The organism is Ruania alkalisoli, assembly GCF_014960965.1.
In the GTDB taxonomy this organism is placed as follows: Bacteria; Actinomycetota; Actinomycetes; order Actinomycetales; family Beutenbergiaceae; genus Ruania; species Ruania alkalisoli.
The window spans coordinates 707,362-722,973 of record NZ_CP063169.1; the positions used below are offsets into that span (position 1 = coordinate 707,362).

9 protein-coding genes and 1 tRNA gene are annotated in these 15,612 nt (G+C 66.8%); 8 read left to right on the top strand and 2 right to left on the bottom strand.

Features of this window, described 5'->3' with window-relative positions:
* Positions 1 to 11: 11 nt before the first annotated feature.
* Complete coding sequence (gene upp / locus IM660_RS02915) at positions 12 to 650, bottom strand: uracil phosphoribosyltransferase (RefSeq protein ID WP_193497937.1); 639 nt, start codon at positions 648 to 650, stop codon at positions 12 to 14.
* A 121-nt stretch (positions 651 to 771) separates the two neighbouring features.
* Between upp and tadA the strand changes: the two genes are divergently transcribed.
* Entirely contained in the window at positions 772 to 1,245 is a 474-nt protein-coding gene (gene tadA, locus IM660_RS02920; RefSeq protein ID WP_246465101.1) for a tRNA adenosine(34) deaminase TadA, read from the top strand.
* Positions 1,246 to 1,271: 26 nt separating this feature from the next.
* On the opposite strand, the gene IM660_RS02925 is transcribed toward tadA, so the two are convergent.
* Positions 1,272 to 2,102, bottom strand: a complete 831-nt coding sequence (locus IM660_RS02925) for an NAD-dependent protein deacetylase (RefSeq protein WP_193497938.1) — start codon at positions 2,100 to 2,102, stop codon at positions 1,272 to 1,274.
* 66 nt (positions 2,103 to 2,168) lie between these two features.
* Between IM660_RS02925 and IM660_RS02930 the strand changes: the two genes are divergently transcribed.
* The 7 genes from IM660_RS02930 to IM660_RS02960 all read left to right on the top strand — a co-directional run bounded on the left by IM660_RS02930 (position 2,169) and on the right by IM660_RS02960 (position 15,547).
* Positions 2,169 to 2,257: transfer RNA gene (locus tag IM660_RS02930), tRNA-Ser, on the top strand.
* 620 nt (positions 2,258 to 2,877) lie between these two features.
* A complete protein-coding gene (locus tag IM660_RS02935; RefSeq protein WP_193497939.1) occupies positions 2,878 to 4,191 on the top strand; it encodes an ABC transporter substrate-binding protein in 1,314 nt (437 codons plus the stop codon).
* Positions 4,192 to 4,275: 84 nt separating this feature from the next.
* Complete coding sequence (locus tag IM660_RS02940; RefSeq protein WP_246465103.1) at positions 4,276 to 5,217, top strand: carbohydrate ABC transporter permease; 942 nt, start codon at positions 4,276 to 4,278, stop codon at positions 5,215 to 5,217.
* Positions 5,217 to 6,035 carry a carbohydrate ABC transporter permease gene (locus IM660_RS02945; protein WP_193497940.1) on the top strand — a complete coding sequence of 273 codons (819 nt, stop codon included), beginning with the start codon at positions 5,217 to 5,219 and terminating at the stop codon, positions 6,033 to 6,035. Before IM660_RS02940 ends, IM660_RS02945 begins: the two co-directional genes overlap by 1 nt.
* Before the next feature lie 8 nt (positions 6,036 to 6,043).
* Positions 6,044 to 7,987 (top strand): glycoside hydrolase family 127 protein, encoded by a 1,944-nt coding sequence (locus tag IM660_RS02950; protein WP_193497941.1) that lies wholly within the window; start codon positions 6,044 to 6,046, stop codon positions 7,985 to 7,987.
* Positions 7,988 to 8,090: 103 nt separating this feature from the next.
* Positions 8,091 to 9,116, top strand: a complete 1,026-nt coding sequence (locus IM660_RS02955; RefSeq protein WP_193497942.1) for a LacI family DNA-binding transcriptional regulator — start codon at positions 8,091 to 8,093, stop codon at positions 9,114 to 9,116.
* Positions 9,117 to 9,322: 206 nt separating this feature from the next.
* Positions 9,323 to 15,547 (top strand): OmpL47-type beta-barrel domain-containing protein, encoded by a 6,225-nt coding sequence (locus IM660_RS02960; RefSeq protein WP_193497943.1) that lies wholly within the window; start codon positions 9,323 to 9,325, stop codon positions 15,545 to 15,547.
* Positions 15,548 to 15,612: the final 65 nt, after the last annotated feature.

The window sequence follows — 15,612 nt, forward strand, 5'->3', positions numbered from 1 at the left end:
GGTGGTGGGTGTCAGTCGACGACGCCGTAGAGCCGGTCGCCTGCGTCACCGAGTCCGGGGATGATGTAGCCCTTCTCGTTGAGGTGATCGTCGACGGCGGCTGTCACGATGGTCACGTCCGCCCGGTCCCCGATGGCGTCCTGGACAGTGCGCAAGCCCTCGGGGGCGGCGAGCAGGGTCACGCAGATCACGTCACGGGCGCCGCGCTCGAACAGGTACTCGATGCTCGCCACGAGCGTGCCACCGGTCGCGAGCATCGGGTCGATCACGAAGCACTGCCGGCCGGTGAGGTCGTCCGGAAGCCGGTTGGCGTAGGTGATCGCCTCCAGGGTCTCCTCGTTGCGTTGCAGCCCCAGGAACCCGACTTCCGCGGTCGGGAGCAGGCGCGTCATCCCCTCGAGCATTCCGAGTCCGGCGCGCAGGATCGGCACCACGATCGGGCGCGGTTCGGCGAGCGCGGTGCCCATCGCGTGGGCGACGGGGGTGTCGATCTCCACCGACTCGGTGCGGATGTCCCGGGTGGCCTCGTAGGCCAGCAGCGTCACGAGCTCCTCGGTGAGCTGGCGGAAGATGGGAGAGGGAGTCCGCACGTCCCGCAGGACGGTCAGTTTGTGGGCGATGAGCGGGTGGTCGGCGACGTGCAGGCGCATGGGTGCCAATCTACGCGGTGGGATCGGTTGGGGGACACACGTTCCCGGTGCCGACGCCTGTCGCCGACCTAGGCTCCGGGCCCGGAGGTTGTGTCGCCGCCGGAGCGGGCACACTGGTGTCATGACGGAGAGCAGCCCGGAGCGCACGCTCATCATGGACGCGATGGGCCTCGCGCTCGACGAAGCCCGTACGGCGGGGGAGGCCGGAGATGTGCCGGTGGGCGCCGTCGTGCTCTCCCCGACGGGGGACGTGATCGGGGTGGGCCGTAATCGCAGGGAGGCCGACGGCGATCCCACGGCTCATGCGGAGATCCTCGCCCTGCGAGAAGCGGGCCAGCATCTGGGCGGGTGGCGCCTGACCGGCTGCACGCTGGTGGTGACGTTGGAGCCGTGCACGATGTGCGCCGGCGCGATCGTGCTGGCGCGGGTGCCGCAGCTGGTGCTGGGGGCGTGGGACGAGAAGGCGGGGGCGTGCGGGTCCACACGGGACGTCGTCCGGGACTCCCGGCTCAACCACCAGGTGCGGGTGACCGGGGGTGTGCGCGGTCAGGAGGCGGTGACGATGCTGCGGGAGTTCTTCGACCAGCGTCGCTGAGTCATCGGCCCACACTCGAGGAAGCGTCAGAGGGCGGCGTCGAGCGCCTGGAGGGTCTCGGAGGTGCCCGTGTGCAGGTGGAGGGTGGCCAACTCGTCGCCGCGAGTGGTGCCGCGGTTGACGATCGCCACCGGCATACCGTTCTTATGGGCGTGGCGAACGAAACGCAGACCGGACATCACAGCCAGGGACGAGCCCGCCACCAGCAGCGCCTCGCCGGAATCGACCATCGCGAATGCTCGCGCGACCCGTTCCTTGGGCACGTTCTCCCCGAAGTAGACGATGTACGGCTTGAGCATCCCGCCGCAGACGGTGCAGGCAGGGACGCGGAAGCCAGCAGTGGAGTCGATGACGGCGTCCGCGTCCGGGGCGATCTCCACGTCACCGACCTCACGGCTGAAGTCCGGGTTCAGTGCTTCGAGCCGCTCGTGCATCTGCGTGCGGGAGATTACCGTGCCGCACTGTAGACAGATGACCTCGTTGTAGTGGCCGTGCAGATCGATGACGCGTTCAGAGCCGGCGGCCTGGTGCAGCAGGTCCACGTTCTGCGTGATCACGCCGGTGACGAGACCACGCTGCTCCATCCGCGCCAGCGCGCGGTGTCCGTCGTTGGGTTCGGTGCGGCGCATGTGCCGCCAGCCGACATGGTTACGAGCCCAGTAATGACGGCGGAAACCCTCGTCTCCCACGAACTGCTGGTAGGTCATGGGGTTCCGAGGAGGCGAATCCGGGCCGCGGTAGTCCGGGATACCGGAGTCGGTGGAGACTCCAGCGCCGGTCAGCACGGTGAAGGTCCGGCCACGGAGGAGGTCGACGAGCCTGTCGACCTCGGCCTGTGAAGTGGTGGCGGTGGTCACTCCCCGAGCCTACGACCCGTCTCGGTTTGGGTGTACCGGTGGTGTCCGGGTACTCTGGCTCGCCGAGGTAGCGTGTCCGAGCGGCCGAAGGTGCAGCACTCGAAATGCTGTGTGGTTCATAGCCACCGTGGGTTCAAATCCCACCGCTACCGCCATGTGAGTAGAGCCCCGCCACGTCTTTCGGCGGGGCTCTACTCACATATCAGATGGGGGATTTGGGAGGAGCTCGCGCTAGCGAGGGACGGCTCCCACCGCTACCGCCATTGTGATGTCTCGCGACATCGTGAACGGGTGAACCCCCACCAGGGTGGGGGTTCACCCGTTTTTTGGTTGGTAGGTGCGGGTGGGGTCGAGGGTGAGTTCGCTGAGGATCTCGCCGGTGGTGGCGTTGATGACGGTGGCGTGGTCGTTGTGGACGAGGCAGGTGATCTCAGTGCGGGCGAGTCAATGCCGAGCACGCATGTGCCCGGAGCGGTTGTTGTCGTAGCGAACGCACCGAATCCACCCCGCGTCGTTGCGGGCCCCGTAATCGCTACTGCTACTGGCGATGCAGGCAGACGTTCACAGACGTCCACCCAGTTGACGGAGAGTCCATCTGCTCTCGGTCACGTCGCGGGCTTGACACCGGGTCTGTCGGGTTGGTTCTATGGCCGATAACGATTTCGGGACGTTTCGGTGTCGTGTTGATTCTTGTCGATCAGCACGCTCGGCGCGGTCCGATGGCGGCTGTGGGCGGGTTGGCAGTCGCGACTTCAGCTCAAGGAGGAGACTTTCGATGACTAGGTCCACGAGATTGCGTACCGGTGTGGCTGCGCTTGCGGCTGCCGGGGTATTCGCTCTCACCGCTTGTTCCGATGGTGGTGACGGAACCGACCCCGGCGGTGAGCCTGCCGAAGAGGTGTCCGGTGAGGGCATCGACGATGGCACCACGTTGACGATGTGGACCCGTGCTCCGCTCGAACGCCAGGCGGTCAATGCTGTGGAGGCGTACAACTCCTCGCACGAGAATCAGGTCGAGCTCGAGATCCTGCCGAACGACGACGTCGAAGGGCGCGTCGGCGCCGCAGCGCAGACCGATGCTCTGCCCGACCTTCTGGCCGGCGACGTGGTGCGCATCCCGTACTGGACCAGCCAGGGCATCTTTCAGGACCTGAGCGAACAGATCCAAGGGCTCGACACCCTTGACGATCTGCAGGTCGGGCACATCGATGCGGGCACCATCGACGGCGCGCAGCACACGCTGCCGTTCGTCACGGACATCTCCGTGATGGTGTGGAACAAGGACTTGTACGAGCAGGCCGGACTGGACCCGGAGGCCGGGCCCACCACCATCGCCGAGTTCACCGAGCACGCCGAAGCAGTCGCAGGCCTGGGTACCGACGGCGTGGCCGGGAGCTACCTCTCCGGTCAGTCCGGCGGCGCGCTCGTGTTCACCCTGCTGCCGTCGATCTGGGCTTCGGGAGACGAGCCGCTCAGCGAGGATGGCACCTCGGCCAACCTCGACAGCGGTTCTGCGCTCGATGTCTACGAGGCCTATCGCGGGCTGGCGGAGACCGAGAACGGGCTGGGTGCAGGATCGCAGCAGGAGACTGGCGCGACCTGGACTGCTCCCTTCCAGGAGGGCAATGTCGGCGTGATGCCCTACCCGTACACCGCCGTGACCGGCCTCTTCGAGACGGCGGACTTCGAGATCGGAGTCGGTCCGATCCCGGGCGTCGACGGCGGTGAGTCGACATTCCTGGGCGGTGACGCCATCGGCATCTCCTCCGACTCGGAGAACGCACCCCAGGCGTGGAACTTCATGCAGTGGCTGATGTCCGAGGATGCACAGCAGGAGGTCTTCGCCGACAACAACGATACGGCCGCGAACCTCGCGGTGCTCGAGTCGGGCTACGAGGGTGCGGATCCGCGCACCGCGATCGCCAATGCCACGGTTGAGCACGGGCGCACACCGGTGGCCGTGCACTTCAATGAGGCGTTCAACGCTGCTGGCAGCCCGTGGCAACTGCTCATCCAGGACGCGGTGTGGGGCGATGCCTCCACGATCAGCTCTCACAACGAGGCGATCAACACGATTCTGGCCCAGTAACCACCCCGCTTCCGCACGGACGATCGGGCCGGCCGGTGCCACACGGGCCGGCCCGATCGCGGGGTCGACGTCAAGGAGTCCGTCATGGCCGTCATGGCCGATACCGATGAACGCCAGGTCGTTCCGCACAGGCGTTCGCGATGGTCGCGCACCGACACGTTGCGTGGTTGGGCCTTTCTGGCACCGGCGTTGGCGTTGGTGGTTGTCTTCTTCATCGTGCCGGTCGGGCTCGTGGTGTACATGTCGGCCACGGACTGGACGTTGTTCGGCGGATTCACCGCCATGAACTTCCCCCAGAACTTCGTCGATATCGCCAGCGACCCGATGTTCGCGAAGTCGCTGGAGTTCACCCTCAAGTACACGGTGCTGACCACCGTGATCCTGATGCCCCTCGCGTTCTTCCTCGCCCTGCTCGTGCAAGAGGCTCGCCAGTGGAACAAGTTCCTGCGGACGGCGATCCTCCTTCCCTCCGCTCTGGGCATCGCCTCCTCCTCGTTGCTGTTCTACGCGCTGTACTCCCCGCAGGTGGGCCCCCTCAACCCGATCCTGGACTCACTCGGATTGATGGACGCCCAGCAGACGATCCTGGGCACCGCGGACGGGGCGCTGTGGGCCACCGTGGTGCTGGTGGTCTGGCGATTCACGGGCTACTTCATGCTGCTCACGCTGATCGGGGTTCAAGCGATCCCGGGCGACATCTACGAGGCCGCGAACCTCGACGGGGCGGGCCGCCTCAGGAAACTGCGCAGTATCACGCTGCCCATGCTCAAACCCACGATCGCGATGACGATGATCCTCTCGGTCACCGGATCGTTGCTCGCCTTCGACCAGTTCTTCATCCTGACCAAGGGTGGGCCGAACAACGAGACGTTGACGACGGTGCTGCTGATCTACAAGTACGCCTTCGAGACCAAGAAGGACCTCGGTATGGCTGCTGCGCTGTCCGTGGTTGTGCTCCTCGCCCTGGTGATCATCAACGTGCTCCAGCTGCGCGCCCTGGGCGTGGGCCGGTCCGAGGAGAAGTGATGGCGAACCTGCTCACCAAGCGCGTCGTCTACTACCTCCTGACGGCGCTGATTGCGATCACCTTCATCCTCCCGCTGGCCTGGGCCGTGGTGAACTCGATCGCGCCGAACTCCGCGACCTCTCAGTCAGACGGCTACGGCCTCGGCAACTACGGCGCTCTCGCCGTGTACGGCGAAGGTCTCACCACGTACCTCTCCAACTCGGTGATCCTCACCTTTGTTGCCGTTGCCGCGTGCCTGATCGCCGCCACGATGGCCGGATACGCCATCGCCCGCTTCACCTTCGCCGGCAAGGGTCTGATGTTCGTTCTGGTGCTCTCCATCCTGATGGTGCCCTATGCGGCGTTGCTGATCCCGCTGGTGGTATGGATGAGCGAACTCGGCCTGGACAACACGCTCGTCGGCGTCGGGTTCGTGCTCGCGTTGTTCCAATTGCCGTTCGGCACCTTCGTGATGCGAAACGCCTTCGAGAGCATTCCCAGCGAGCTTGAGGAAGCGGCCAAGCTGGATGGCTGCGGGACGTTCGCCACGTTCATGCGGGTGATGGTGCCGTCCGTCAAAGCCCCGATGGTCACGGTAGGCCTTTTCGTCTTCCTGAACGCGTGGAACGACTTCATGGTCCCGCTCTACCTCCTCGGTCCGCAGAACGCACCTCTGCCACTCGCCATGGTCAACATGCGACAGCAGGTGATGGGCGTGATCGACTACGGCCTCACCACCGCTGGCGTGGTCGTGCTCGCGATCCCGGCGGTCATTCTCTTCCTCGCATTACAGAAGTACTACATCAAGGGCCTCATCAGCGGGGCAGTCAAAGGTTGATACACGTCATGACGATCACTGACCGCACGTCTACGTCCACCTCTCGCGCACCGGTGGTGCCGTTGGCGCCCACGGCGCTGCGCCCGCTCGGGATCGATCAGGTGCGGCTCGACGATGGATTCTGGGGACGCCGCCAGGTGCTCAACGCGGCGGCCACCATCCCGCACTGCCTGCACTGGGAAGGTGAGGCCGGATGGATCGCGAACTTCGATGCCGTGCTTGAGGGCACGATCGCTGCCACCCGCACCGGTCGACAGTTCGCCGATTCCGACGTCTACAAACTGCTCGAGGCGATGGCATGGGAGATCGGACGGAGCGCGGATGCGTCACTGCAGCACCGGTTCGACGAGATTGTCGCCACGATCGAGCGCGTGCAGGGCGAGGACGGATATCTGAGCACCTGCTTCGGCAATCCCGGTCAGGCCGACCGCTACACGGATTTCGAGTGGGGTCACGAGCTGTACAACGCCGGCCACCTCATCCAGGCAGCGGTGGCTCGGCTGCGAACCGGTTTCGGCCGGGACGACGACCTGGTGCGGATTGCGTTGAGGGCGGCCGATCACGTATGTGAGACGTTCGGCACTGACGGGCTCCAGCGCGTGGGAGGCCACCCCGAGATCGAGGTCGCGCTGGTGGAGTTGTATCGCGCCACCGGAGAACAGCGCTACCTGGACCAGGCTCGCGTGTTCCTGGAACGACGGGGGCACCACACGCTGGCGGACATCGAGTTCGGCCGGGCGTATTTCCAGGACGACGTACCAGTCCGCGAGGCCGAGGTGCTGCGCGGCCACGCCGTGCGCGCGCTCTACCTCGCCGCGGGTGGCATCGATGCGGCGCTCGAGTCGGGCGATGACCAGCTGTTGGCGGCGGTCACTGCGCAGTACCGCCGGGCGCTCGCGCGCCGCACGTACATCACCGGCGGGATGGGTTCACACCATCAGGATGAGGCCTTCGGCGCCGACTACGAACTTCCGGCTGATCGCGCCTACTGTGAGACGTGTGCCGGCATCGGCTCGATCATGGTGGCCTGGCGTCTGCTGCTGATCACCGGCGATCTCACCTACGGTGACGTGATCGAACGCACGCTCTACAACGTGCTAGCCACGAGTGTGGCAGAGGACGGCCGTGCCTTCTTCTACACGAATACGTTGCACCAGCGCACCGCCGGGCACGCCGCCAGCGCGGACCGCATCTCCCCTCGCGCCCTCGATATCGGGCGCGCGGCGTGGTTCGAGGTGTCCTGCTGCCCCACGAACGTGGCCCGCACCCTGGCACAGTTCGGCACCTATGTGGCCACCACCTCCAGTGACGGCGTGACGCTCGTGCAGTACGCATCAGGCGATATCTCGGCCACGCTCGGCGATGGCCGCGATGTCCGTCTGCGAGTGACCACGGATTACCCGCACGAGGGCCGCGTGCGGATCGAGGTGCTGGATGCGCCCACGGATGCGTGGGAGCTGACGATCCGGATTCCCGGCTGGGCTGATGGAGCGACGGTCGATCTCGGCGACGGACGCGGACCTCGCAGCGCGCCGGCTCCGGCGTTCACCCACTCCGGCGTGCTGAGGCCGGGCACTGTGGTGCAGCTCGATCTCCCGCTCACGCCGCGGTGGGCGCATCCGGACCCGCGTGTGGACGCGGTGCGGGGCTGTGTAGCGGTCGAGCGTGGGCCACTGGTCCTGTGTGCCGAGTCCCTCGATCAGGTCGGCGCTGCGGATGTGTCCAGACTTGTTGTGGACTCCTCGGCCCCGATCAGGCCGATGAACGGTTCTGGTGCGGTGGCCTCCGGAGGGTTGCTCGACGTCGGTCATGCACCGCTCTTGTACGGACCCGAACCGCATGTGCCGACGATCGAGGCGGCACCGATCCGGTTGGTGCCCTATCACTCGTGGGGCAACCGAGGGCCGAGCACGATGCGGGTCTGGCTTCCGGCCATCGGAGACCTGCCATGAGCCGGGGGCCTGACAGCCCGGAGAGCGCCCAAGCCTGATACCTTTCGACGACGATTTCGGACGCGGTGGGCCATACGGCGAGATGCAGAGGACGGGGGTGACGATGGCGGAGAAGAGCCCCCAGCGGCGAGCCACGTTGCGCGACGTCGCCCGTGATGCCGGTGTCTCGGTCGCGACGGCCTCCAAGGCGCTGAACGGCCGCAAGGAAGTCGCCGAGGACACGCGACAGCGGGTGCGGGAGGCAGCCGAGGCGCTCCGGTTCACACCGAACTCCGTGGCTCGTAGTCTGCTGACGCGCCGCACCGGGACCGTGGGACTGCTGACGGGAGACCTCGAGGGCCGGTTCGTCATCCCGATCCTCATGGGCGCCGAGGATGCGTTCGGCGCCGGCCGCAACAACGTCTTCCTGTGTGACGCCCGCGGTGACTCGATCCGCGAGCGGTACCATCTCAATGCCCTGCTCGAGCGGCGCGTCGACGGGATCATCGTGGTGGGGCGCCAGACAGATCCGCGGCCGTCCCTGGGGCAGGATCTCCCGGTCCCTGTGGTGTACGCCTATGCCCCTTCGGACGATCCGCGCGATCTCTCCTTGACGCCGGACAACGAGTCGGGTGGGAAGATCGCCACCGAACATCTGCTCTCCCTCGGCCGCATGCGGATCGCGCACATCACCGGCGATCCTCAGTACGTGGCAGCACGGGATCGGGCGCGCGGATTCATCGGCGCGATGCGGGCCGCCGGCCTCGAGCCCTGCGGTCAGCCGATGTTCGCGGCCTGGACCGAGCAGTGGGGTCGCGATGCCGCTGCAGCTCTGTTCGAGCAATACCCGAACGTCGACGGAGTGGTGTGCGGGTCCGACCAGATCGCACGCGGCGTGATCGACACGCTGCGAGATCTCGGCAGGTCGGTTCCGGACGACGTTGCGATCGTCAGTCACGACAACTGGGAAGTCCTCGCGACCGGCTCGCGTCCGACCCTGACCAGCGTCGATGCGAATCTGCAGGATCTGGGCCGGCTGGCGGCGCGCAAGCTGTTCGACGCACTCAGTGGTGAGGACGTGGGCAGCGGCGTCCACCGGCTACCGGTGACGCTCGTGACCCGCGGTTCGTCGGTGCGCTCGCGCGCGTAGCACCGCGCTCACGGCATTTCCCCGCCCCGGCCGACCAGGCGTCCTGGCCGGACCTGGCGCTCGCCTCCCCGAGAAGGCTCGCGCCAGACAGCTGGGTGGAGGCCACTCAGTCCGAAACTTTCCGAAACCCTTTGACATTGGTTTCATCGGATCGGTACGGTCTCGTCAGCCGCTTCATCGACTCAACGACGAGAGGTATGCCGACCATGGCTGATGGAACCCGCCCGGGGAGTCTGCGCGCCGCAGTGGCCAGCGCGATCACCCTGGCCCTCGCAGTAACGACCCTGATGCTCGGCAGCGCACCGGCCAGTGCGGTGCCGAATTCCGACATCCCCTATCCCGAGTTCAGCGGATCCGAGAACCCCGTACCGGAAACGGGTGTGGACTACGCGCCGGGAGGCTATCTGCAGGAGGTCTTCGACGCCGATCTCGCGGCCGGCGCCGGCTCGAGTCCGGCCCAGGACTACTGGATCGACGGCATGCTCGCCCGGTACGGAACCGCTGGCGAGGCCGGGGACAACAATCAGTGGCTCTTCTCCCGCGGTCGCGCCGTGTTCATGAAGTCCCACTCACCCGCCCAGCTCGGCTTCGGTGGCCAGGTGGCCTATTGGGAGTCCATCGACGACCGCAGCGCCTACACGATCGCCGTCGAGCAGGGTGGTGAGCCCGTCTCCGTGTCCGAGACCACGTCCGAGCGCAAGCAGACGCCGAGCTACTGGCACTCCACCCACACCGCAGCCGGCCTCGAGCTCGAGCAGACGAAGTTCATCACGGACGGCAATGTCGCCATCACCGTGCTCGAGCTGAGCAACTCCGGTGGCAGCGACATCGACGTGACGCTCGCGGCGAGCTCGCCGTACGCCACAGTGGCCGGCGACGACGAGCTCACCGGCGTCGTGGACGCCTACAACGACCTCACGACCCTCTTCCCGCGCCTCTCCGGCGACGGCTTCGCCGTGGACGGCGATCGGCTCACCCGGGAGATCACCGTTCCGGCGGGTGAGGCGGTGACGACGAAGGTGCAGCTCGGTTTCGTGGCCGACGAGATCGACGCCTCCCGGGCGGAATACGACCACTACTCCGCGCTCGCCCCGTGGGAGGCCTACACCGAACACGTGAGGGCCTACAACCAGTGGTGGGCCGAGAACATCCCCTATCTCGACACCCCCGAGGACAACATCGACAAGGTGCTGTTCTACCGGTGGTGGCTGATGCGCTTCAACTTCCTCGATGCGAACATCCCCGGTAACGACTACCAGTTCCCGACGGCGATGGAAGGCGTGCTCGGCTACAACAACGCCATCGTGCTGACGACCGGTATGTTCATCGACGACCTCAAGTACTTCCGCGACCCGGTCTACTCCTACGGGCCGTGGGTAGGTGCCGGTGAGGTGTCCCGAAGCGGCAAGTACGTGGACAACCCGGGTGATCCCGCCAACTGGTCGAACAGCTACACCCAGTACATCTCCGAGGCTGCCTGGCGCGCCTACCAGTTGCACGGGGGCCCGACGGCGATTGCGGGCAACCTCGCCCGGTACGCCGAGTACGACGTGCGTGATCTGCTCGAGGACTTCGACGAGGACGGCAACGGTCTCATCGAGTACGACTGGGGCGCCATGACGGGCAACGACGCGGACGCCGTGTCCTTCGACTGGCGTGCCGGCAACCTGGACCGCACCGAGAGTGCCTACCTGTACTCGAACGCCCTCGCCTCCGCGCAGGCCTACCGAGTGGCCGGACAGCCCGACAAGGCCGAGGAGATGGAGGCCCTGGCAGACACGGTGAAGCAGGCAGTGCTCGACCACCTCTGGGACGAGGAGGAGAACCTCCTCAAGCACCGCCACGTGGAGACCGATGCTCTGGTGCCGTGGAAGGAGATCAACAACTACTACCCGTTCACTGTCGGCCTGATGCCTCGCGAGGGAGAGGCCGACTACGACGACGATTACGTCGAGGCGCTGCGCCTGTTCGGCGACGCCGACGAGTATCCGATCTTCCCCTTCTACACCGCGAACCAGGCGGACAAGGCCGAGGCCGCGGCCCAGGGGCACCCGGGCTCGAACAACTTCTCAGTGATCAACTCCACGGTGACCTTCCGCATGCTCTCCCGCGTGCTGCACGAGTACCCCAACGAGTACATCGATGCCGAGTGGTACAAGAAACTCCTGTACTGGAACGCATGGGCGCACTACATGAATGACGGTGACAACCGCCTCCCGGACCAGAACGAGTTCTGGTCCGACGGTTCGGCCGACCCGCAGAACATCGGCTACCGCTCCTGGATCCACCACACCATCCTCGGCACGACCAACTTCACGATGATCGAGGACGCGATGGGGCTGCGCCCGCGCGAGGACGGGATGATCGAGCTCGACCCGATCGAACTCGACTGGGACTACTTCACCGCGGACAACATCCGCTACCGCGACCGCGACCTCACCGTGGTCTGGGATGACGTGGACCACTACGGTTCCGCGGTGGCCGACGGCTACTCCGTCTACCTCGACGGCGCGCTCGCCTTCTCGGTGGACTCCCTCGCCCACGTGGTCTACGACCCGGCCACCGGCGATGTGCAGGTGCCGGACGGCGTCACCGTCACCTCCTCGACGGCGATCGATGTGCAGTCGCCCACGGAGGTCACCTTCGACGACGACGACCGCATCGTCTCGATGATGGCGAATGCGGGCGCCGATGTCGCGACGGCCAGCACCGGGAGCGAGAACCTCGCCGTCGGCGCCGCCGTCTCGGCCACCTACACCGATGACGCCCGCACACCAGAGGCGGCCGTGAACGGAACCACGATCAACGAACCGTTCTGGGGTAGCGCCGGTTCGCCGAACACTGAGGACACGTTCACGGTCGAGCTCGATGGAACCCAGACGTTCGACGACGTCCGGCTCTACTTCTACCGCTCGTCCTCCTCGGCGACCGTTCCGGGCTACTCCGCTCCGGCGATGTACACCGTGGAGTACCGCTCCGGTGGCCAGTGGCACAACGTACCGGGTCAGGCCCGCGAGCCCGCGCACCCGCAAGGCAACTACAACCACATCGGCTTCGAAGAAGTCACCGGTGACGCAGTCCGTGTCACCATGACCCACGCCGACGGTGCGCACACGGGACTCAAAGAGATCCAGGTGTTCTCGACCGGCATCGAGACGGCACCCGCCGATAACGCCGCACCACTGGTCCAGGCCTGGCAGGACGAGGGCACCTCGACCCCTGGTGCGGCGGCGCTCACGGGCAGCGTGCGCGACGACGCCCTGCCCACCGGGCACCTCGAGTCCGAGTGGACCATCGTGGACGCCCCCGAGGGAGCGTTCGCCACGTTCGCGGACCCGGCATCGGCGAGTACGACGCTGCGCTACTCCACCGAGGGCACCTATGTGGTCCGGCTCAGTGCCACCGACGGCGAAGAGACGTCCTCGGTCGACGTCACCATCGAAGGTGAGGCCAATTCCGGTGGCGGCAACCTCGCACCTGCCGCAACGCCGTCGGCGGAGTTCACGGCGAGCTGGAACGACGTCAACGCCGTCAACGACGGGGTGATCCTCCACTCCGGCGGTGCTCAGACCAGCCTGTGGGGTACCTGGTCGGGATCACACCCGGCCACCCGCTGGCTTCAGTACGACTGGGACAGCCCCGTCCGGGTCGGCTCCACTGAGGTGAGCTTCTGGTCGGATCAGGCGGACCCGTCCTCGAGTAACGGCGTGAACGTGCCGCAATCGTGGCGCGCGCAGTACTGGACCGGCGATGCGTGGGTGGACGTGCCCGACCCGGATGAGTACGGCGTGGCCCGGAACGAGCCGAACAGCACCTCCTTCGACCCGGTCACCACCACCAGGATGCGGCTGATTCTCGACGCCGCCGGATCGGACCCCTATGCGGCCGTCGGCGTGAGCGAGTGGAAGGTGTTCGCCGACGCTCCGGTGTCCGTCGAGCCCATCGACGTGCGCACCGCAGTGGGCGAACTGCCGGACATGCCGGCAACGGCGGACGCCATCTTCGCCGATGGAAGCCGCGAGGCGATGGAGGTGACGTGGCCGGCCATCACCGAGGATCAGGTCGCCGCCGAGACCAGCTTCACGGTCAACGGTCTCGTCACCGGGGCGCCGCAGGTGGCGGAGGCCACGGTGTGGGTCCGCGCGACGCCACCCGGTCAGATCAACCAGGTCGACGCCGTCACCGTTGACACGCTCGCCGGTGTGGAACCGGATCTGCCGGGCACTGTGGGTGTGCTCTACAACGACGGCTCCCGCCAGGACCTCCCGGTCACCTGGGATCCGATCGATCCCGCGGACTACGCCGACGATGGCACGTTCACCGTGGACGGCACTGTCGAGTCCGATATCGCCGGGCCCAAGGACGCCCTCGCGAACGTGACCGTCACCGGCGGTTCGTCCGGCCCCGACACCACCGCCCCGGTCGTATCGATCGAGCCGGCCGAGGAGCCCGCATCCGGCTGGCACACCGGCGCCGTCGAGGTCACCGTGGAAGCGAGTGACGATCGCGACCCCGAGCCCGTGGTCGAGGTCTCCCTCGACGGCGGCCCGTGGGAGGCGTACTCGGCACCGGTGCCGGTGTCCGGGGAGGGTGAGCACGAGGTACGTGCCCGCGCCACTGACGCCTCCGCGAATGTGTCCGAGGCCGCCGTCCTCGACGTGGCGATCGACAGCACGCCGCCGAGCGTGTCCGCAGTGGCGGACGAACACCTGCGCACCGTGACGATCCTCGCGACCGATGCGCTCTCCGGTGTCGAGCTCGTCGAGTACCGGCTCGACGGCGGAGCGTGGGCGGAGTATGACGGGAGCCTGCTCGTGGGGCCGGCCGCGGTGACCGTGGAGTACCGCGCGAGCGATGCTGCCGGTCACGGCTCCGAGATCGGGTCGATCGAACTCGACGAGGCGACCTCCTACAGTCTCAACCTCGCCCTGGATGCGACCCCCTCGGCGTCGGTGACGGCGGGGTGGAACAGCGTGGATGGTCTCAATGACAACGTGCAGCCGCAGACCTCCGGCGATGTGGACCCCAATGACAACGCCAACACGTGGGGCGCGTGGCCCGAGATCGGTGAGCAGTGGGTCCAATACGACTGGGACGAGCCGGTGACATTCGAGCGCCTCTCGGCCTACTTCGTGTCCAACCTCGACGGTGACGGCCTGGGGATCGACGTGCCGGAGAGCTGGGTCGCCGAATACTGGGACTCGGCATCGCAGGAGTGGACCCCGGTGCCGGATCCCTCGGACTACGGCACCGAGGTGGATCAGTACAACGAGGTGACCTTCACCGAGGTCACCACCGACCGGCTGCGCCTGGTCATGCAGGCCCGCGGGACCGAGGAGGGCGCCGGTTCGCTCGGTATCAAGGAATGGCAGGTCTGGCAGGACAGTGGCGAACCCGGACCGGATACGCAGGCGCCGGAAGTGTCAGCCGAGGTGACACCGCCGGTTCCCGCGACCGGGTGGCACACGGGCGCGGTCACGGTCACCGCAGCTGCTCTGGATGCACGCGATGACGATCCGATGATCGAGACCCGTCTCGACGGCGGAGCGTGGGAGCCCTATGAGTCGCCGGTGACGCTGGCGGAGGATGGTGAGTACCAGCTTGAACTGCGGGCCACGGACGAGGCGGGCAACGTCTCCGAGGTGACCCTCCTGGAGATCGGCATCGATTCGCTCGCACCGACGGCCTCGGCCACGATCGACGAGGACGAGCGCACCGTACGGCTCGAGGCAGGCGATGCCACCTCCGGTGTGGACCGGATCGAGTACCGCGAGGTTGGCGGGGCCGACTGGACGACCTATTCGGGGCCGATCGCCGTGGACGAGGAGGAGCTGACGTTCGAGTACCGTGCGGTCGACGTAGCAGGCCACGTCTCACCGCTCGCGGAGGTGACGATGCCCGCCGCCGATCCGGGGGGCGGTGGCGACCAGGTCACGGGGGAGGAGCAACTCCACATCGGCCGTACTCGGGCTGCCCCCGGAGACGAGGTGACGGTCGAGCTCACCGGTGGCGTGCCGGGTGCAACGTTCGTGATCGAACTGCGGTCCGATCCCGTGCAGCTCGGCACGCTCACGCTCGGGTCCGATGGTTCAGGGACCGTCACGGTGACGGTCCCCGCCGACACTGCCGGCGGCGAGCACCAGCTCGTGGCCGTGCTCGGCGAGATGGAGGTCTCCGCTCCGATCATGATCGTCACTGCCGCTGAACCTGGTGACAGTGATGGCTCTGGCGGAGGCGGGTCTGGGTCTGATGGTGGAGCCGACGCCGGATCTGACGGTGGCAATGGTGCGGGATCCGACGCAGACCTTCCCTCCACGGGGGCGGGTGTACTGGGTATTGCGGGCATCGCGTTCCTGGTTCTGCTCATCGGAGCGGCCCTGATCCGCGCCTCGTCCGGCAGCCGTCGCGGCGAAGACTCGCTCACGAGCTGAGTCGCTCACGGACTGAGTCGCTCACCACCCCGCCGGGCGCGGCGATCGCAGCGCCGCGCCCGGCC